The following is an 18,487-nucleotide window of genomic DNA, read 5'->3' as shown; positions in this document are numbered from 1 at the left end:
AAATAGCAGGCTAATTTGCATATGAATTAGACCTGTTTTATTTGGTGTTATAACAATGTTTTCATTCAATTTTATGGTGAATTAGCATTTCAATTAACATCTTAATTATCAAGCGTACAATAATTATTGTACAACTAATAAGTAAAAGACTAATTAGGGAGCTAAATGGCTTGTCAATTCGCAACCCGCTCTTGCGGAGTACCTTACTCTTATGAGCCTCTTGTAAGGAATTGTGTGACAAAATTGTAAATAATGGATATTTCGTTAACGGGCAGGTTAGTGGAAGAAGACTTTTGACATACTTATACCGAATTTAATAGTTAAGTAATTTACAAAATGAGGAAATAGTTCAAGGAAACGTTTAAGTAGGTATGTTTATTATCTTACAAGCTTTGTTAACTTACCTCATCCTAGATTCACTAAACAATGTTTCTGTTTCTCTCACAGAAGCAGCAGTACATATGAAGTCGGGAGGTCTTACTTTATCGTGGTCAGACCAACTACCATTGGTAACTTATGGGGTATTGGTTATCGTAGTAATCCTGGGAATATACATCTTTCTAGTAAAAGAAAAGAAGCTGGAATAACTGTTAAGTGTTTATATAAAAAAACTTAGCCAAGAATCTTAGTGTCTGACCTCCATCGCGGTTATGCGTTGGGGGATCAGACACCAAGCTCAGTGGTTACGATGAATAAAATTCTTTTTACGTTAACGGAGCAGTTATACAAAATAAAAAGTAAACTAATTGATCCTTTACTAATCATTCTAAATGGTGTATTCTAATTAGAGAATGATCGTTCTAAAATGTTACCAAATGGAATTACCCATTAAGGAGAATGAAGTAAAATGCCTAGAAATAAGGAATTTGATGAGAAAGTCGTCCTTAGAAAAGCCGTGAAACTCTTCTGGAAACAAGGATATGAAAAAACATCAATGCAAGATTTGGTTGATTATATGGGTATTCATCGTAGAAGTATATATGATACATTTGGGGATAAACGCTCACTGTTCTTAGCTTCTTTAACTTACTATCAAACGTCTGTTATCGAAACATTTAATGGGATTATCAGTAACTCTACAACAGTAAAGAAAGCTATTCGGGATATTTTCAATTATGTTATACAATCAGCTGAATTAGACGTCTATCCAACAGGCTGCTTATCAGTAAATTCAGCTGTAGAGCTATCCTTACTTGACCAAGATATTAAACATATAGTGACAAAAATGTTTAAAGATACTGAGGTTATGTTCGAGCAAATGCTTGAAGAAGGTCGAAAAAAAGGCGAGTTGAATGAAGAGCTAAATCCTCAAATTACTGCTCAATTTCTGCATAATAACCTTGTTGGTTTAAGGGTCATGGTCAAAACAAACTATTCAAAAGAGGAATTAGAAAGAATCCTTGATTTAATGTTGAAAGTGTTAGATTAAGCTTTCTTTTTTCTTTATTAATTCTAGAACGTTCATTCTCAAAATATTAATATGAAAAACAAAATTAAAAATAAGGAGATTTCATATGTCACACTTCTCAATACCGACAGAATCAACATTTATAGAGGTGAATGGAACACGTTTTGCTTACAGAAAATTTGGGGCTGAAACAGGCACACCTGTTGTTTTCTTAGTACATTTTAGAGGGACAATGGAAAATTGGGATCCAAATATGGTTGCTCCAATCGCGAAAGAACGACCAGTCATTCTTTTTGATAATAAAGGTGTGGGGGAAACAAATGGACAAACACCAGAAACTATTAGTGAAATGGCTCAGGATGCTGCAACGTTCATTAAAGCACTGGATTTGAATAAAGTTGATATTTTAGGATTTTCAATCGGTGGTATGATTGCACAAGAATTAGCATTACAAGAAGGAGATCTTATTCGTCGAATTATAATTGCGGGTTCTACTCCAAAAGGAGGGGTAAACCCAGAACCAGTGATTGTTGAAAGAATGAAACAACATGGAGGAAATGTAGGTAATGCCATAGACGATTTCATGTTCTTTTTCTACAAATCAACTAGAACAAGTAAATCAGCTGGGATGGATTCTCTGCAACGCATCATAAGTCAGAAAAAATTTGAAAGTTCAGAACAAGTTAAAGTCGCTCAACTAAACGCTATTGCAAAATGGGCACAACCGAAGTCTGATCAAGGTTATGACTGGTTGAAAAATATCCCTCACCCAGCACTTGTGACGAATGGCATCGAAGATGTGATGGCACCAACAAAAAATAGTTTTATCTTATCTGAGAAGTTACCAAATGCCCAATTGATCATTTATCCTGATTCTGGTCACGGACACTTATTCCAATTCCCTGAGTTATTTGCTGAGAATGTGAACTCATTTTTAGATGCTACATCACTATAAGATTTATATAAGCAAACAAAAAAGAGCTTGATACGTGAGAACATTTGTAATAAAAGGATATAAAATACCTATTTTTCTTGAACTTAGGTAACGATTTAAGTGGAATATCATTATCGATATTCGGCTTAACTTTTTCGATTATATCGTGGATAAGAAATGAGAAAAGGTGCAATAAGTATAAACAAAAATAATTTTATTCCATTAACCAGGGCTTTAACGGAATAAAAATTATTGAATACAGAAAAACCCAGAGCCATTTAGGTCTGGTTTTTTTACTGTTGAATAATGTGTGTTATTTAGACTGCTATTGCTGCTACTAATTTGGTTGTGATTTAAGGTTTTCCTTCCCTTAACGGAACCCCTTAGTATTTTCCATAAGATTTTTTATTTTACATCCCATACGTATAGACTTGTTAGCCTTGCTGTATAAAAGGATTTTTCCATTCCATAAGGACTGTATAATTACGGGATTCTTCGTCTTCTATGTAGTTTGGAACTACCTTTACAGGCGTACGTCCACAGCGAAGCAAGAAGCTGATTACCGGATCATTCAGTTCACCTCGTACAACTGCTTCTAGATATTGCTGAGGGGTCATCTTATCCGCCTTTGTATGATAGCCGGACATTCTTCCGCCCCCTAGCAGCCGTTCTAACCCTTAATGAACCACAATATCATACATCCCCGACATTAACCATTTCCCTAATCCTATTTGGTCGTATGCTAATATCGACAATATAAAGGGTATTCCCCGCAGAAGTATGATTGCGTATATAGCCGTTATCTGTTATGTCTTCCCATGAATGCTCAGAGACATTCTCATCGAGAGTTACAAGCAAACCTGTAATAGAGCCAGCTGTCTGACCATCCACCTCAATGCATAAAGCCCCCTCTGGAAATAAAGCTACATGATTAGTCAGCTGTTCCTTATTCCACCACAATTCCGAAGGAAACGGCGGCGGAAAGCTTTCCTGCTGGATAGAGATTAACTCGGTAAAATCCTCTTTTGTATAATTACGAATCACCGCCGGAACAGGACGGCCTTGATTAAATACATAAAATTCATTGCGATACATACTTTCCCCCTGTATAAAGATTATTTCCAATCCGTATACAAATCAGTGCGGCGATCCCGCAAGGTCGTCACTGATCCCTTCTCTCTCCCTTTGTATAACAGCTCCAAATCTAAATCCGCTGTTATGATCATGTCTTGATTTATTTCTCCTTCAGCCAAAATGCCATGCGGTGGAAACGTAATATCATTTGGTGTAATTATCGCCGCTTGCCCAAAGTTCGCACGCATAAAATCAACTGTTGGCAAAGCCCCTACTGTGCCTGTGTTAACTACATATACTTGATTTTCAATCGTTCTTGCATGACATGTATAGCGTACACGATGAAAACCATGCCGGTCATCTGTACAGGATGGGCAAAAAATCACATCCGCTCCCTTCGCCTTTGCCATGCGGACAATTTCAGGAAACTCGATGTCATAGCACGTCAGCATAGCAATCGTTCCTTTATCTGTTTGAAACACTGCAAGTCCCTCACCCGGCGTCATATTCCATTCATTCACTTCTGTTGAAGTCATATGAAGCTTCGCTTGCTCTCCGATTCTGCCATCCGGATAAAATAAATGGGCAACATTGTACAACCTTCCATTTTTACGGATAACATGAGTGCCGCCGATAATATACATTCCTATTTGTTTTGCTAATGAAGTAAACAATGAACGGTACTGGTCTGTAAACTCTGGTAAATCTTGAATCTTTGTTTGTTTACTGATAGACATCAGCTGCGTTGTAAAAAATTCCGGAAATAATACAAACTCCGCCTCAAACTCTTGTGCTGCCTTTATGTAATGCTGGACTTGCTCAGCAAATTCTTCAAACGATTGTATCGTATGAAGATGATATTGTACTGCTGATACTCTAAGTTTCATAACCTCCCCCTTGCTACCGTATAAATACCGCCCTATCTCTATTTGTTACGGGGGTATGCTTAGTTTGAGATATAACATAAACGCAATCAACTTTATATACTGTAATTTCAAAAGCATTGACCATGAATCTATTTTTTTGTCAAATAGTGAAGTTGCACAAATTGTCCAAAGCGCCTTTGTTCTATGAGCTCTAATTCGATTTCAGGATTATCTTGCTTGAACAGGGGAACACCTTTTCCAAGTATAATCGGAGAAATTGTTACGATAAATTCATCTACTAATTTCTCCTTCACGAAAGTATCCAGTAAATCCCCGCCCCCAACAAGCCAAATGTTTGAACCTGATTGTGCCATTAACCTTCTTGTAAACTCACTTATATCTTCATTTATAAAAGTTACATGCTTATCTTCTCTTTGTTCTGAACGCGAAAATATATAACAAGTTTTATCAGAATGTGGGAATTCCTCAACTAATGTCATTAAGTGATCGTAGGTTGCTTTTCCCATTACCAACGTGTCAATCGTATTATAAAATTCTGTAAAACCATTATCCCCCTCTCCCTCAACAGCATACAGCCAGTCTAAGCTGCCATTTTCTCTTGCAATATATCCATCTAAACTGGTAGCAATAAATAGAACTAGTTTCCTTTCTGAACCCATATCTTTCTCTCCTTCCTTTCAAATCATGTATTAACATGATGAAACAGGCATTCTTACATTACATAAGAATGCCTGTTTTCCTTAAAAGTTTTTAGCTACTTCCTGAGCTTTTGCAATTGCCTGTTCTTTAATTTCCTCCGCTCGGTCCCGAAATTGATTATGCCCCTCAACAAATATTCCTTCAAATGAAGGAACACCAAAAAATCCCATGATTATACCCAAATGCCTATGACCCATTTCTAAAGCAGCAGCAGGTCCTTCTGAATAAATACCGCCCCTTGCTTGAATGTGGATTGCTTTTTTATCTGTTAATAAACCGACGATCCCCTGCTCTGTATATTTAAACGTTTTGCCAGCGACTGCTACCGAGTCTATGTAGGCTTTCATTACAGGAGGAAATGAAAAATTCCAAAGCGGTGTAACAAATACATATTTATCTGCTGCGACAAATTGTCCACTCAATTCAGCAAGACGGCTTACTTTTGCCTTTTCACTATCAGAAAGCTCATCAAACCCTGTCCCTGCTTGAAGCTTGCCCCAGCCGCTGAATACATCAGCATCAATATGAGGTATATTTTCTTGATATAAATCTATTCGAACTACTTCATCATTCGGATGGGACTCTCGATACGCCTCAATAAAGGCCTCCCCAACTGCCATACTATACGATTGTGTATGATCATGAGGATGCGCTGTAATATAAAGCACTGTTGCCATAATTCACCTATACCTTTCTATCGTAGGATAAAAAACCTTTTATATTGTGCCGCTAAATAAGGGTAATTATTTCTAAATTATAAAATTCAGCAATAGCGAGTGATATTATCCATCGCGGTTCATCAAACGTTGCTGCTGTATTGTCGTCTCATTTTTCGCTGTCCCTTTGCACTCAGGTTACATGAAAGGAACATAATCTATGTATACTAATTGAAAAATGATAGGGTGATACTATGAAACAGTTGTTTATTTTTTTCATTCTGTTTTCCCTTACATTGGGGATTATTATGCTGTTGGATCTTCTCCAAGGCCTTAGCATCTTTCATGTTTTAAATTTAGTGGAAAATGTGAAACTGCATATGATTGGTGAGGATTATCTGTTAGTTTTCATTTTTTTTCTTCCTCTCATCACTTCAACAATTCGTTCCTTTGCAAAAAAATAAAATCAACATATCTTGGCTATGTTGATTTTATTTTTTTCTTTATCCATAAAGTTCCTAACAATAAAATAGGAATCACGATTTGAAATGGCAGATGAAGATAGTAAGGAACCTTTTTTAATCCTTCATTTAGATGGCTTATATAATTTGATGCAATAATTAACGAACAAATTAACACGATACTGCCCATTGGATAAATGAGCTTTCTTGACTGTTTGATACGAAATAAATCTGCTGATCCCATAATAGAACAAAAGAAAAAAACAGATATTTTCATAAATCCTAAAATAACCATACTAACAATGCCGAGAGAATCAACCCGTTGAACAAAACCAGCAATATCAATAAAGCTTACAGCGGTAAGCAAAGGAAAGGAAGAACGGTTTATAAGATTGACGCCGATGACAGCTATATTTAAGATGCTGAATACTGTCAACCATACTCCGCTGACTGTAATAGCTGCAATTCCAACCTTCTTTGCTATGCGGTGCTGCTGCAAATAAGGAAGAAGCATCGTAAATGCAACCATCTCGCCGAAAGGAAATGTTAAATAAGTTGGGAATACCGCTTTCAATACAGGACTCCAGCCGTTTTCTAGCACTGGCCGGAGGTTGCTAAAATGAACAATTCCACTAATAAAATCAAATATTATAATAGTACAAAATACAAACACAATAATAAAAAAACAAAGTTCAGATACCCGAAAAAACACTTCCAATCCTTTGTAAGCCACATACATAACACATAGAACCATGATGATACCAACTGCCAAGAGAGATGTCGATGGATACGCTGCTATAGTCAATAATTCTTCAAAATCACGCAGTACCCGTGAAGCCATATAAAGGTAATAAATAACATACAGCAATCCAATTATCCAGCCAATATATCTCCCCCAAATTTGGCGGACATACTTTGTAAACGGCACAGCAGGATATGCTTCATGCAGCTTTGCATAAATGAGATACAACATGCATCCAATAATACATCCAACTAATACTGTTAGCCATACATCTTGCTTTGCTTGTGATGCCCTTTCTACCAGAATCGCACTCCCCACTTCAAATAAAATAATAACGGAAAACAATTGAAACCCGCTTATTTTTATCCTGTCCATCCCTCTCACCTTCTTTCTTAATACCGATAAGGCTCAATTCTCATTCCTGTACTTTCAATACCTATGTCTACATGAATATCTATTTTGGCTTTTGCAAACATTTTATTCCAATCTTGTTTCACTTTTTTCCATTTGTCAGGATGTGAGATATGCAAGACATCACCGAATCCAAATATATCACTACCTTTTTGTTGTGCTGCTAGTATTCCACTTCGTATTTCTTGTTGTAATTCTTGCTTAGCTTTGTACTCAAATTCTTTTATGACTTTATCGTTGCTTATATCCTTATTGCAAAGCATTTCGTCAAGAGTTCCAATTGCATGAGTGCGGACGGAAATAACTGCTTGATTATTCTGCATATCGACCTTCACCCTACTATGTGAGCGATTTATTAGAATCGAATTATATTTTTTTTCATTGCAGTGAATTCTCAATGACGTTTCTTGCAACGTATTATCGATAATTTGAATAGACTTTGTTTTTTTGCCATCCATCCACCCCACAAGTTTTCCTTTTTTAAACATACCTACTCCATTTAAATACACATATGCTTTATCCATGGTCTCTAAATTCGCCTGAGTAATCTCATTTTTTTTATCATTTCCTATACTAATGCCGCTGATAGCAGGCTCTCTCCCTTCGCTGGCTAATGATTGTATCACTTCGAAAACTTTTGTTTCTCCGTTTTCCCCTAATAACTGGGACGAAATGTCAACTGTCTGGACTATAGTGCTCATTGGAATTTTTCCTAACGATGGAAGGGTATCCATCAACTGCTGCACATCTGTGTTCCGAGCAATCAAAACAGGGATGTTAACTCGTACCTTACCATCCCGTTCAAATACATCGAAGAGAAAATTCAAAGTCTCTTTCTTAGCCAATTGTTCTCCGATGATTAGCAAAGCAATATGAGAATAAATAGGTAGACGATTAAATTTCTTAGATGAATTTCGAGCCGCTTCAACTAATGTCTTACCAGAAGACTTAAAACTTACAACCGCTGTAGCTCCTGACCCGCTCCCTTGTACATTATTTTCACTTGGATTAATCACTTGATGGACTACTTCATATACATCTTTCTTTGGATCATAATCTATCCCTGCACCTACTACGATGCCAAGTTCATTTAATTCTTTATAATTGGAACATCCTGTAAGAGCTGCAAATATGAAAATGAAAAGAAGCATCAGCTTAGTACTCATCACTATCCCCCTCTTCCCTACTCATCCGTATTTTATTTTCTTGTTGTGCAGGAGAAGGTCTTTTCACAAAATTTTTTAACGAAAAATGAAACAGTGCATCCTTTTGCTCATCTAGCCGAAACGGAGCGATAGGTGCCACGTAAGGTACACTAAAAGAACGTAAGCTGCACATGTGTATAACAATCATTAGCGAACCGATTAGTATACCGTATAACCCAAAAAAAGAGGATGCTATTAATAAGAAAAACCGCAAAATCCGCGCTGTAATCCCAATATTGTAATGCGGTAATGCAAAACTAGCGATAGCTGTGATAGAAACGATGATAACAATAGCTGCTGAAACGAAACCGGCCTGTACGGCTGCTTGTCCTAATATTAATGCTCCTACAATTGATAGCGCCTGCCCTACAGCGCGTGGCATACGAATTCCAGCTTCGCGCAATACCTCGAAAGTAACTTCCATTATTAAAGCTTCTACTATGACAGGAAACGGAACACCCTCTCTTTGCGCTGCTATACTAACAAGTAAAACAGTCGGAATTAACCCCTGGTGGTGGGCAATGATGGCAATGTATAATGCAGGTGCATACAGAGATAAAAAAAATGCTCCGAACCGTAACATTCGTAAAACAGTGCTTATATATGGATTTTGATAATAGTCTTCTGGCGATTGGAAAAATTGAATAAAAACTGCAGGTGCTATTAATACATATGGAGTGCCGTGAACAAATATAGCAATGCGCCCTTCAAGTAAATTTCCTGCAACAGCATCCGGCCGTTCTGTATTTACAATGGTAGGAAAGATGGTGGTTTGATTATCTTTTATAAAGCTTTCAATATAACCAGATTCAAGAATACCGTCTATTTTGATACTTTGCAGACGCTTTCTAACTTCTTTCACTATAGATTCCTCTGCAATACCTTCTATATACATCATTTCCACATCTGTCCGTGTTACCTCACCGATTCTCATCGCTTCTAGACGCAAACCAGGACTTTGAATGCGTTGCCGAATGAGAGAAGTATTTGTTCGAATGTTTTCTGTGAAACTGTCTTTCGGCCCCCGTATTACTGTTTGGGTAGTTGGTTCACTTATATCTCTAGATTTCATTTCTCCTGTACTGGCAATGAGCGCCTCTGAATATCCATCCACCAAAATAATAGTATTTCCAGACAAAACAGCAGCGATCACTTCCCTGAAATCGCTTCCTGCTTGTACGCTGGATACGGTGATAACCGCTTCTAACTCTTCTGTTAAAGTTTCTCTAGAATCGTATATCGTAAATGATGATAAAGGCTGAATAATATGTTCATTAATGCTTTGACTATCTGAAACCCCTTCAATATGAATAATAGAAATCGTAGGACACTGCTGGCGCTCTCCTTTTATAAAGCGAATAATCAAATCTGCACTGCCACCAAGCTCCTCTTTAATATGGGCAATATTACGATGCAATTCTTGATGCAGCGGCATCGAATTTGAATGTTCCAAACGTCTAATACTTGCTTCACATTTCTTGCGATTACTTTTCCACATAGACTTTTTCCACCTTCGCCTTTGAACCAATCCTTACTTATAAGATTTTCCATATAATGCTAAAATATGTATACTGGCGTTTTGAATAATTATTACATATGAAAACAGCAAACCCCCTTCGTGGCATGTAACGAAGGGGGCTCTAATAAACTATCTTGTAACTTTTCAAATTTACTCAATCAAATATATTATGAAATTGATTTATTTTCTGTAACATATACAGTGTTACGCCTTACGAGAAGTGTATAGCAGATCAGTGCTCCTATGTCACAGCACGCAATTACAATCCCCATCGGCAGAGCTGTTCCACTTCCTGCAAGTCCCACGAGGGGAGCCACAATCGAACCGGACACAAACGGAATTACACCAAGCAATGCTGCGGCGCTGCCCGCATTATGCTTTTGATTTTGCATGGCAAGCGCAAAGCTCGTTGTCGAGACAATCCCAACGCTCGATACTACAAAAAACAAGGATACTAAAATACCCGCTAATCCCATCCCTATTACAATGGAAGCAAGTAAAGACAAACCGCCAATGGCAGCAAGACTAAGACCCATCATTAGCAATTTCGTCTCATTCACTCTTCCAGCTAATCGTCCGGTTACTTGGCTGGCGATTACAATTCCTACACCATTAATAGCAAAAAATAAGCTGTACATTTGAGGGGACGCTCCAAAAATATTTTGTATTACAAACGGAGATCCTGAAATATACGCAAACATAGCTGCCATTACTAACCCTTGCGACAACGCATATCCAATAAAGATACGGTTTGTAATCAAACTGCCAAATGTAGAGAGCGTATTTTTAATTCCGCCGTCTGTTCGATATTGCTTAGATAATGTTTCCGGTACACCAAGTATTGCCCCTATAAGCATAAGTACACCCAGTATACATAAAACAATGAACACACCGCGCCACGAGGTAATTTGGAGAAGCTGCCCGCCGACAACAGGAGCCAGTATGGGAGCCGCACCATTCACAAGCATTAACAAGGAAAAGAACTTGGTCAACTCAGAACCGGAGTATAGGTCACGCACAATCGCTCTGGCAATAACGATACCGCCTGCCCCTGATGCCCCTTGAATAAAGCGCAATAGTATAAGCAGCCAAATCGACGGTACAAGCGCACATAACAAAGAAGAGCCCGCATAAAACGTTACAGCGATGATTAATGGCTTGCGTCGGCCATGACGGTCACTCAACGGACCAACAATTAATTGTCCAAGTGCGAGACCAAGCAAACATGCGGTTAAACTGAGCTGGATTGTTGAGGTATTGCTATGCAATTCAGCGGCCATTGTTGGAAATGACGGTAAATACATATCAATGGATAAGGGGCCGATTGCACACAATGCACCTAAAATGACCGCCATCCACAGCCTCTGTGATTTTGATGATACTGAAGAAGCACTTTTTTTCATATTTCGATTTCATCCCTTTCCTGTTCCTTTTTATAAATACAAACATATGAAACTCTCACTATTAGTTCCATCAAGCCTATAAATATCTATACAAACTTTAAACCCTCCAGTTACTGGAGGGTCAATGGTTTTATAGGAATTTGTATTTCTGTTATATATTCTTTTGGGTTGTTGGAAATAAATTGATCGATAATAGTCCTTTCAATTGCATCTCCCTTTATCTCATACTGGTTATTCTCAATAAACGTAAGCAGGCGTTGATAATATGGAGGACAATTCAGGTGTATACCTCTATAAAAGATACAAGCATATACATCCTCTGGAAAAGTTGTCACCGCGTTATAAAGCCTTTCCTTTTCTTCTAGCTCCTCTAATAATACAAACACAGAATTATACTCAAAAAATTGACTTTGTAGAATGTGGGCAATCGGCAACGTTAACCCTACTTTACCTATGAATATGGAAGCAGCCTCACCAAGCTCTCCCTTCAGTTTTCTTAGAGATAATTCCAATTCAAGATCGGATCGAATCGGCTCCTCCATCTGAATCACCGCTCGTTCAGGTATTGTTTTTATAAATGGGATACCAATATCAGATACCTCTCGCGCTTTCTCAATTTCATGAATGCGGCTGCCAAACCTTTTTTTTATTAATTGTAGTTGTTCTATCTTTCGCTCAGTCAGCTTACTTTGTTCTTTTAATAATGTTAGAAAATAGTCAATGTCCCGATTCTCCAACTGCTGTTTAATATCTTTTAAAGGAACTCCCAATGTTTTTAAGTAATAAATAATATCTAATTGTTCGAATTGCTCAATAGAATAATAGCGATACCCTGTGACAGAATCCACCTCAACAGGCTTGAACAACCCAATTTCGTCATAGTATCTCAATGTTTTAATAGGTATGTTATGTAATTTTGACATTTGTCCAATCGAAAATCTGTTTTTCATAGGTTCACCTGTCAATCCACTCTCTTTTTACAGCTCGTTTGTAGCCAATCTCACTGAACAACGCATTGCTTGGGATACCCTGCCTTTCATCCTCCAGTTCGATATATATTGGATGAGAAAAAATAGGTCCATCATATACAAATGTATGATACTCACCAAATTCGCCGCATGGATCTGTATCTTCTGGCAATGCTTCTATAAAGCTCTTATCCAAATCCCTTCCTAGAAAAGAGGAGTCCAGCTTATCCATACGAATACTTACAATCTTTCCTTTATATCCTAACTCAATAAACTCCATTACCAATTGTTTTGTATCTATTCCTGCCAATGGCAATATAAGTTCGTATCCATTTGATTCCACTAAATGTTGCTTATAAGCAATACACTCTTCCAGAAACAAATCTCCAAATGCTATTTTTGTGACACCTTCTTTACGAAAGTGTTCCATAGCTTCTATCATTCCCTTTTCAAAGCCTTTGCCGTCGTATAATGGATATTGTATTTTGTATAGAGGAAGTCCGATTGCTGCCGCTTGAGACTCGATTAATTTATAATCGACCATGTGACCCGATGTTTCATCTTTTGTTGTAACCGTTGTAAGAAGCGATACAATTTCATATTTATTTTCTTGTAACAGCTTATGTAACATATAAGTAGAATCCTTGCCTCCACTGAAACTGGCGATAATTTTCTCTTTCATGGTATTCCCCTTTTCTTTCATGGTATCGTATTTTTGTTCTAAAAAAAGATAAGTTGTTTTTAGCAAAGTAGTATTCTTCTCTTTATTACAGATGAATTTTTATAGGAAAACTAAGTGTAGGTTGAAGATACAACCATTGTTTGATTATAGAATCGATAATGTATCCGAACTTGACATCCAAAAGTTATTGCCTGAAGAAGAATTAAGTAAAAAGAGCTTAGGACAAATCCCAAGCTCTTTTTACTATTAAGTGGTTTTACCGTTTTTCGCTTCATAACGGAGTAATATCATGATGTTAAGCTGTTTTTCTCTTTGCCTGCTCGATTGCTGACGGCTTCTTAACTTGATTATAGAACACGATACCGCTAACTAATAGAAGCATGCCGAATGTAAAGGTTTTAATGTCCGCGGTTCCAGCTATAATGACCCAAACAGAATACACTGTGGAAAGAAGTGCAATGATTCCATCTGCTACTCTGCCTTTTCCATTTTCATAAGTCTCACCCGTTACAACAAGCTTCAACTGAAACATAGAAGCGATAAAGTAAGGAACTAGATAAGACAACGTAGCAATGTAAATAACAAAGTCAAACGCAGCTGAAATAGAGTTTGAGATAGTCGAAAAAATGAACAGCTGACCAAGTATATTTGTTACAATTAACGAGAATATTGGCGTTCCCTTTTTATTTTCTTTTAAAAACGCTGGGATAAATAACCCTTGCTTCGCAGCTTGATACGGAACTTCTGCACTAAGCATAATCCATCCTACTGTCGATCCAAATAAACTAATCAATCCAACAGCAGCCAATGCTTTTCCCCCAATTGGGCCTAACACAGTTGCAATCGCATCAATCAACGGCTTTTCAGAATGTACAAGCGTATTTTGATCTAACATTCCCATTACAAGAGTGCTGATTCCAATATAAATAGCTAATGCGATAAATAATCCAAGAATTGATGCACGCTTTACATCGATTTGCTTTTTTGCTCGTGAAGCAAATACAACTGCTGATTCTACACCAACAAATGCCCAAAGCGTTGTAATAGCAGCACTATTAATTTGGCCAAACAGACTGACTGCGTGTCCTGCTTCATCTGCTTTAGGCGCAACGAACGGCAGCATATTTGCCTTTTGGAATGCGAACAACCCTACAATAATGAAAAACACAAACCCAGCCACTTTTGCTGCTGTAGCAACGAAGTTTAATTTTCCTGCATTTTCCAATCCTCTTAAGATAATAAAATGTGTTCCCCAAAGTAAAGCTGTACATACAATAAATGTTAACGCATTACCTACTTTTAATGTAAAGGAACCCATGGTAAACAGCTCTGCTCTGCTTGTAAGAACTGGGAAGAACGTAGATAAATAACCCGCAAATGTAGTGATAATAGCAATGTTACCCGCTAAATTTCCAATCCAATATCCCCAAGTAGACATAAATCCTGACAATAATGAAGCCTGTGAGCCCGTTTTAAATAATTCCTTAGCATAAATCTGCGGTCCGCCGCTGAGATTCGGTTTTCTAGTAGCTAAGTTACCGAAAACCAATACTGTTACTAATACTCCGAATCCTGTTAATAGCCATGCTCCTATTACGCCGGCAGGACTTGCAACTTCTGATAAGGAACGCGGCAGCATAAAAATACCGGAACCGACCATATTTCCTACGACTAGAGCAGTCAAAATCCATAGGCCTAATTTATTATTTTTCCCCATATTTCTTTCTCCTCTCACACAACCCTCTCGCTCAAAACCGGTGGCTATCCGTCATTCGTCCTGGTGTCATATATATAAGGGCATAAAAAAACACACCTTCTGACGGTGTGAGAGTATACTCATCCGCATCAGACAAAAAGGATAGTTCATCATAGCAATTACTATGACAGTCCTGCACCTGTTCGATGCAGTCCCAGCTGCTGTAAGCAGAGAATTACAGCGCTTCGGCGACACTTCCTTTCAATTGACCTCTCTGAGTTCTCTGACTCTCCTTCAATCTACTAATAAGCTTCGCAACCTCTACCTCACCTTGAGCTGATGAGGAATAATGATTTTATTTTATAAAAATAGGATACGAAAAAATAACAAACTTGTCAATTCTAAATTCTATACCTAACAAATAAATTAAACTTATTTTTCAGAATAATTTTTCCACCTATTCTCCACACTTCTACCTATTTCTTGAATTTTTTGAGCTGATCCAGCATATTTTCCTTCTTCATAATGTCCAGCTGCCGTTCTCCTAATAAATCAAAATGAGGATATTGTGCTCTATTATGCAGGGCGCGGGCAGGAATTCCATATTTCTCCCCCCACTTTAACAATTTTTCCACATCTGCACATCCTACCTTGGTCACTGTTTTTATTCCTGGAAATCTATCATCAATCCAATAATGCGTCAAAAACGCAATTTCTCCTCGCTTTACTTGTTCCTTCCATGCCTTCAACTCATTTCGCTTAATTCCAAATGCCATGCTCTCACCTTTTTCATTTCTAGTTCTAATAAAAAGTATCATCGTCTTGTTATTCTCTCCTCATCACGCTATAGTACATACAGAAGAAGTATGATGGGAGAAAAAGAGTATGATGTATCATGTTACATACCTATCCGGCACGTGTAAAGTCAAAGGCTACTTAGCTCTTCCAAATGGTTTCGACATTCCCGTTCCTGCATTGCAGCAATTCGTTTGTTCATTTTACGATTGTTCAGATCTGTCTGTTACAAAAATTGCAACCTCCCTATCCCTCGAAAAGAAAGATATTCGTTCAACAAAGCTTTCTGTTTTTCTATACTGCCGGGGCGGCATAGGAAAAGTAGGCAAAGTCAAAACTACATGGATAGAACAGTTTGCCAATCACGGCTATATCGTGTTTGCCCCTTGCTATCGGGGAAATGAAGGTGGAGAAGGTCGTGACGAATTCGGCGGTGCGGAGAACGAAGATGTGATATCTGCTTATCATTTTCTGCAGCACCTTCCCTTTGTAAAGTCAGAAAGGATGTCCATCATGGGATTCTCACGCGGTGCAATCAATGCTGCGCAAACTGTGGCCAATATTTCTAGTATCCACCGATTAATTCTTTGGGGCGGAGTATCAGATTTGAAAATGACATATACCGAACGTATAGACTTGCGTAGGATGCTAAAACGCGTTCTTAATGGTACACCTAATAAAACTCCTCTTTCTTATGAAAATAGATCGCCCATCCAAATAGCGAATCAAATACATTGCCCTACTCTTATTATGCATGGCACGGAAGATGTACAAGTGGACTTCAGCCATGGACTCACTATGTATAACAGGCTAAAAGAGCTTGGAACGAAAGTAGTAATGCATAGCTACGAAGGATATGGTCATCACCTGCCAGAACATATTCATAAAAAAGCATTAGATAGAATGTTTCAGTGGATAGAACAGATACAATAAAAAGAGAGCCGTCCCCAGCTCTCTTCATTCTAACCTTATTATTCTGCTTTACTCTTTGCCTCTTGGTAAATCTTATTATGGTTTTTCAAACTCTGCATTTCATCTCTATAATGTATGAGTTGTTTTTTCAAATCTTTTCTTTGACTGGAAGTTATAGCATCTCCTTCGAGACTCCGGCCTGATTCTAACACCTGCTTTACTTCATTCCTCATAGCAACAAGCTTCAGTCCCGTTTCTTTCGGTGACTTAGTCCCGTAGGTTTTCATCATAGTGATTAACATAGCTCTAGCCTTGCTAGCCTCGTTATTCAACTGCTCACCTCCAAGTTTGCAGTTACATAAAGCAACTGTTCTATTATTGTACCATAAACGACAAAATTTTTCAAAAATTCATAGTAATAGGCTGGAGTTTACAGTGAAAAACTAACAAGCTGAGCAACATTTTTGTTACATCGGCTGAATCGGAGGCTCGATATGAAACTCTTCATTATAATATATCGCCTGAATTTCATGCGACTGTGCCAATGTCATAATTTGATTACCTGGAAGCATAATAGCTACCCCATTCAAAGCAGCTGTGTATTTAGAGGTAATTGAATACGGGATATTATGCTGTCCTAATAATCGTTCGACATCTTCTTGAAAGCGGGCATGACTGTCTTCTACATTTTGCTTTGCTTGTTCTAATGACAGAGTCTTGCCTTCTGCTTCTGCCAGTACAACCGCAACCTTGGCCGGCTGTGTCTTAAAATGAACAATTACCTTCGTAATATTCGGATTCGCTAAATCAATTTTCGGGTCAATATAAACAGATGAAGTAATAATTTTCCCCTCCTCGCCTTTTCTCTTATCCTATTGTAAATTTATATATTTTTCAACCGAAAACAGAATAATCAAAAATATTAAAACTATTTCACAGCACTACTAATTCTTGGTTTATTACAAAGGATGGTTTTAAAAAAAGTTTTAACAATAGAATAAGAAATCTAAAATAGAACATTTTGTGGTAAAAAAATATGAAACGTTTATAAATTATATAGAAGTTGACTAGAATAACTAGTTGAAGAGTGAAAAAAATCCTTCTTTTTTACAAAAAAAATGATAGAAATTCAAAAATGCAACGTGTAAAATGAAAAAGAAATTGGGTAAAAAAAGCAAATCATAACAGCCATTTTGAAGCGCAAGAGGAGACAAAAGGATTAATATACAGTATATTTCTCTGCATAGAAGAATCGATAAAATCTACCGAACGCTTATAAAAGGCAAAATATTCTTAATATTAAAACAATCAAAGAGGTAGATGAAAATTGACAATGGATAATCAAAAATTTACTAATAAAGAACAAACTATTTTCCAGCATATTGGTAATAAAATACAAACAGAAGATAGAACGATTAACATAATTGCTAAACTAGAGGAACCATTAATTGTGATTTTAGGAAATGTTGTAAGCGACGAAGAGTGTGATGAGCTGATTCGTTTGTCAAAAGATAGAATGCAGCGTTCAAAAATTGGAAATACACGCGAAGTGGATAATCTTCGAACAAGCAGCAGCACGTTTTTTCAAGAAGGTGAACATGACGTCATTACTAGAATTGAAAAAAGAATATCATCTATCATGAACATCCCTGTTGAGCATGGAGAAGGTCTTCAAATTCTTAATTATAAAGTTGGGCAAGAATATAAAGCTCATTTTGATTTCTTTTCATCAGCAAATAAACCAGTAAGCAACCCGAGAATTAGTACACTAGTGTTGTACTTAAATGATGTGGATTATGGTGGAGAAACGTTCTTTCCTAAACTAAACTTTTCAGTATCTCCACAAAAGGGTATGGCAGTATATTTTGAATATTTCTATGATGACCCTTCTTTAAACGAGTTAACTTTACATGGCGGAGCTCCTGTGATTGATGGAGAAAAATGGGCTGCCACACAATGGATGAGAAGACAGAGGTTATAATAAAAATGCAACAATAAAAAATCTTAGCGACACCAGTTGTCCCTAAGATTTTTT

General features: G+C 37.4%; 18 protein-coding genes, 1 pseudogene and 1 riboswitch. Of the genes and pseudogenes, 5 read left to right on the top strand and 14 right to left on the bottom strand.

All coding sequences use genetic code 11. The features are described 5' to 3' along the window. Positions 1–847 precede the first annotated feature (847 nt). The gene (locus J7Q84_RS04720) at positions 848–1,429 is read left to right on the top strand and encodes a TetR/AcrR family transcriptional regulator (protein ID WP_209093285.1); all 582 of its coding nucleotides are present in this window, start codon (positions 848–850) and stop codon (positions 1,427–1,429) included. A gap of 85 nt (positions 1,430–1,514) precedes the next feature. Then, positions 1,515–2,363 (top strand): alpha/beta fold hydrolase, encoded by an 849-nt coding sequence (locus J7Q84_RS04715; RefSeq protein ID WP_209093284.1) that lies wholly within the window; start codon positions 1,515–1,517, stop codon positions 2,361–2,363. 413 nt (positions 2,364–2,776) lie between these two features. Here the strand turns inward: J7Q84_RS04715 and J7Q84_RS04710 are convergent. The 4 genes and pseudogenes from J7Q84_RS04710 to J7Q84_RS04695 form a co-directional block, all read right to left on the bottom strand. Next, a pseudogene (locus tag J7Q84_RS04710) lies at positions 2,777–3,437 on the bottom strand (GNAT family N-acetyltransferase). A gap of 20 nt (positions 3,438–3,457) precedes the next feature. Beyond that, positions 3,458–4,303 (bottom strand): carbon-nitrogen hydrolase family protein, encoded by an 846-nt coding sequence (locus J7Q84_RS04705; RefSeq protein ID WP_209093283.1) that lies wholly within the window; start codon positions 4,301–4,303, stop codon positions 3,458–3,460. Between the two features lie 128 nt (positions 4,304–4,431). Further along, positions 4,432–4,962 carry a dihydrofolate reductase family protein gene (locus J7Q84_RS04700; protein WP_209093282.1) on the bottom strand — a complete coding sequence of 177 codons (531 nt, stop codon included), beginning with the start codon at positions 4,960–4,962 and terminating at the stop codon, positions 4,432–4,434. An 81-nt stretch (positions 4,963–5,043) separates the two neighbouring features. Continuing rightward, positions 5,044–5,679 carry an FMN-dependent NADH-azoreductase gene (locus tag J7Q84_RS04695; RefSeq protein ID WP_209093281.1) on the bottom strand — a complete coding sequence of 212 codons (636 nt, stop codon included), beginning with the start codon at positions 5,677–5,679 and terminating at the stop codon, positions 5,044–5,046. A gap of 233 nt (positions 5,680–5,912) precedes the next feature. Here J7Q84_RS04695 and J7Q84_RS18725 point away from each other — a divergent pair, with 233 nt between their 5' ends. Beyond that, positions 5,913–6,122 carry a YczF family membrane protein gene (locus tag J7Q84_RS18725; RefSeq protein ID WP_481747530.1) on the top strand — a complete coding sequence of 70 codons (210 nt, stop codon included), beginning with the start codon at positions 5,913–5,915 and terminating at the stop codon, positions 6,120–6,122. Between the two features lie 16 nt (positions 6,123–6,138). On the opposite strand, the gene J7Q84_RS04690 is transcribed toward J7Q84_RS18725, so the two are convergent. From J7Q84_RS04690 to J7Q84_RS04655, 8 genes are all read right to left on the bottom strand, one after another. After that, positions 6,139–7,236 (bottom strand): GerAB/ArcD/ProY family transporter, encoded by a 1,098-nt coding sequence (locus J7Q84_RS04690; protein WP_209093280.1) that lies wholly within the window; start codon positions 7,234–7,236, stop codon positions 6,139–6,141. 17 nt (positions 7,237–7,253) lie between these two features. Further along, positions 7,254–8,438 (bottom strand): Ger(x)C family spore germination protein, encoded by a 1,185-nt coding sequence (locus tag J7Q84_RS04685; protein ID WP_209093279.1) that lies wholly within the window; start codon positions 8,436–8,438, stop codon positions 7,254–7,256. Next, positions 8,428–9,975, bottom strand: a complete 1,548-nt coding sequence (locus J7Q84_RS04680) for a spore germination protein (RefSeq protein WP_247739086.1) — start codon at positions 9,973–9,975, stop codon at positions 8,428–8,430. Before J7Q84_RS04680 ends, J7Q84_RS04685 begins: the two co-directional genes overlap by 11 nt. 188 nt (positions 9,976–10,163) lie before the next feature. Next, positions 10,164–11,399, bottom strand: a complete 1,236-nt coding sequence (locus tag J7Q84_RS04675) for a multidrug effflux MFS transporter (protein ID WP_209093278.1) — start codon at positions 11,397–11,399, stop codon at positions 10,164–10,166. A 110-nt stretch (positions 11,400–11,509) separates the two neighbouring features. Continuing rightward, complete coding sequence (locus J7Q84_RS04670; protein WP_209093277.1) at positions 11,510–12,349, bottom strand: MerR family transcriptional regulator; 840 nt, start codon at positions 12,347–12,349, stop codon at positions 11,510–11,512. A gap of 4 nt (positions 12,350–12,353) precedes the next feature. Next, positions 12,354–13,049, bottom strand: coding sequence for a Dph6-related ATP pyrophosphatase (locus J7Q84_RS04665; protein WP_209093276.1), 696 nt, complete (start codon positions 13,047–13,049; stop codon positions 12,354–12,356). Positions 13,050–13,344: 295 nt separating this feature from the next. Beyond that, on the bottom strand, positions 13,345–14,766 hold the full coding sequence (locus J7Q84_RS04660; RefSeq protein WP_209093275.1) for an amino acid permease: 1,422 nt from the start codon (positions 14,764–14,766) through the stop codon (positions 13,345–13,347). Between the two features lie 134 nt (positions 14,767–14,900). Beyond that, a riboswitch (Lysine riboswitch) is annotated at positions 14,901–15,077 on the bottom strand. Between the two features lie 144 nt (positions 15,078–15,221). Then, on the bottom strand, positions 15,222–15,521 hold the full coding sequence (locus tag J7Q84_RS04655; protein WP_209093339.1) for a hypothetical protein: 300 nt from the start codon (positions 15,519–15,521) through the stop codon (positions 15,222–15,224). A gap of 109 nt (positions 15,522–15,630) precedes the next feature. On the opposite strand from J7Q84_RS04655, the gene J7Q84_RS04650 reads away from it, so the two are divergent. Beyond that, positions 15,631–16,473, top strand: a complete 843-nt coding sequence (locus J7Q84_RS04650; protein WP_209093274.1) for an alpha/beta hydrolase family protein — start codon at positions 15,631–15,633, stop codon at positions 16,471–16,473. A 38-nt stretch (positions 16,474–16,511) separates the two neighbouring features. On the opposite strand, the gene J7Q84_RS04645 is transcribed toward J7Q84_RS04650, so the two are convergent. After that, positions 16,512–16,784: a hypothetical protein gene (locus J7Q84_RS04645; RefSeq protein ID WP_209093273.1), complete on the bottom strand. Its 273-nt coding sequence runs from the start codon at positions 16,782–16,784 to the stop codon at positions 16,512–16,514. 135 nt (positions 16,785–16,919) lie between these two features. Further along, a complete protein-coding gene (locus J7Q84_RS04640; RefSeq protein WP_348519824.1) occupies positions 16,920–17,231 on the bottom strand; it encodes a protease inhibitor I9 family protein in 312 nt (103 codons plus the stop codon). 548 nt (positions 17,232–17,779) lie between these two features. Between J7Q84_RS04640 and J7Q84_RS04635 the strand changes: the two genes are divergently transcribed. Beyond that, positions 17,780–18,433, top strand: a complete 654-nt coding sequence (locus tag J7Q84_RS04635) for a 2OG-Fe(II) oxygenase (protein WP_209093272.1) — start codon at positions 17,780–17,782, stop codon at positions 18,431–18,433. Positions 18,434–18,487: the final 54 nt, after the last annotated feature.

Source organism: Bacillus sp. 165, from assembly GCF_017742235.1.
In the GTDB taxonomy this organism is placed as follows: Bacteria; Bacillota; Bacilli; order Bacillales; family Bacillaceae_G; genus JAGHKQ01.
Note: the sequence above shows the minus strand (reverse complement) of the source record. Positions and strands in the feature narration are given on the sequence as shown.

What these genes read in the sequence shown, in the direction of transcription:
- J7Q84_RS04655 (WP_209093339.1), bottom strand. Translation starts at nt 15,521, where the DNA reads ATGGCATTTGGAATTAAGCGAAATGAGTTGAAGGCATGGAAGGAACAA.
- J7Q84_RS04660 (WP_209093275.1), bottom strand. Translation starts at nt 14,766, where the DNA reads ATGGGGAAAAATAATAAATTAGGCCTATGGATTTTGACTGCTCTAGTC.
- J7Q84_RS04705 (WP_209093283.1), bottom strand. Translation starts at nt 4,303, where the DNA reads ATGAAACTTAGAGTATCAGCAGTACAATATCATCTTCATACGATACAA.
- J7Q84_RS18725 (WP_481747530.1), top strand. Translation starts at nt 5,913, where the DNA reads ATGAAACAGTTGTTTATTTTTTTCATTCTGTTTTCCCTTACATTGGGG.
- J7Q84_RS04675 (WP_209093278.1), bottom strand. Translation starts at nt 11,399, where the DNA reads ATGAAAAAAAGTGCTTCTTCAGTATCATCAAAATCACAGAGGCTGTGG.
- J7Q84_RS04670 (WP_209093277.1), bottom strand. Translation starts at nt 12,349, where the DNA reads ATGAAAAACAGATTTTCGATTGGACAAATGTCAAAATTACATAACATA.
- J7Q84_RS04685 (WP_209093279.1), bottom strand. Translation starts at nt 8,438, where the DNA reads ATGAGTACTAAGCTGATGCTTCTTTTCATTTTCATATTTGCAGCTCTT.
- J7Q84_RS04665 (WP_209093276.1), bottom strand. Translation starts at nt 13,049, where the DNA reads ATGAAAGAGAAAATTATCGCCAGTTTCAGTGGAGGCAAGGATTCTACT.
- J7Q84_RS04700 (WP_209093282.1), bottom strand. Translation starts at nt 4,962, where the DNA reads ATGGGTTCAGAAAGGAAACTAGTTCTATTTATTGCTACCAGTTTAGAT.
- J7Q84_RS04680 (WP_247739086.1), bottom strand. Translation starts at nt 9,975, where the DNA reads ATGTGGAAAAGTAATCGCAAGAAATGTGAAGCAAGTATTAGACGTTTG.
- J7Q84_RS04720 (WP_209093285.1), top strand. Translation starts at nt 848, where the DNA reads ATGCCTAGAAATAAGGAATTTGATGAGAAAGTCGTCCTTAGAAAAGCC.
- J7Q84_RS04690 (WP_209093280.1), bottom strand. Translation starts at nt 7,236, where the DNA reads ATGGACAGGATAAAAATAAGCGGGTTTCAATTGTTTTCCGTTATTATT.
- J7Q84_RS04695 (WP_209093281.1), bottom strand. Translation starts at nt 5,679, where the DNA reads ATGGCAACAGTGCTTTATATTACAGCGCATCCTCATGATCATACACAA.
- J7Q84_RS04650 (WP_209093274.1), top strand. Translation starts at nt 15,631, where the DNA reads ATGATGTATCATGTTACATACCTATCCGGCACGTGTAAAGTCAAAGGC.
- J7Q84_RS04715 (WP_209093284.1), top strand. Translation starts at nt 1,515, where the DNA reads ATGTCACACTTCTCAATACCGACAGAATCAACATTTATAGAGGTGAAT.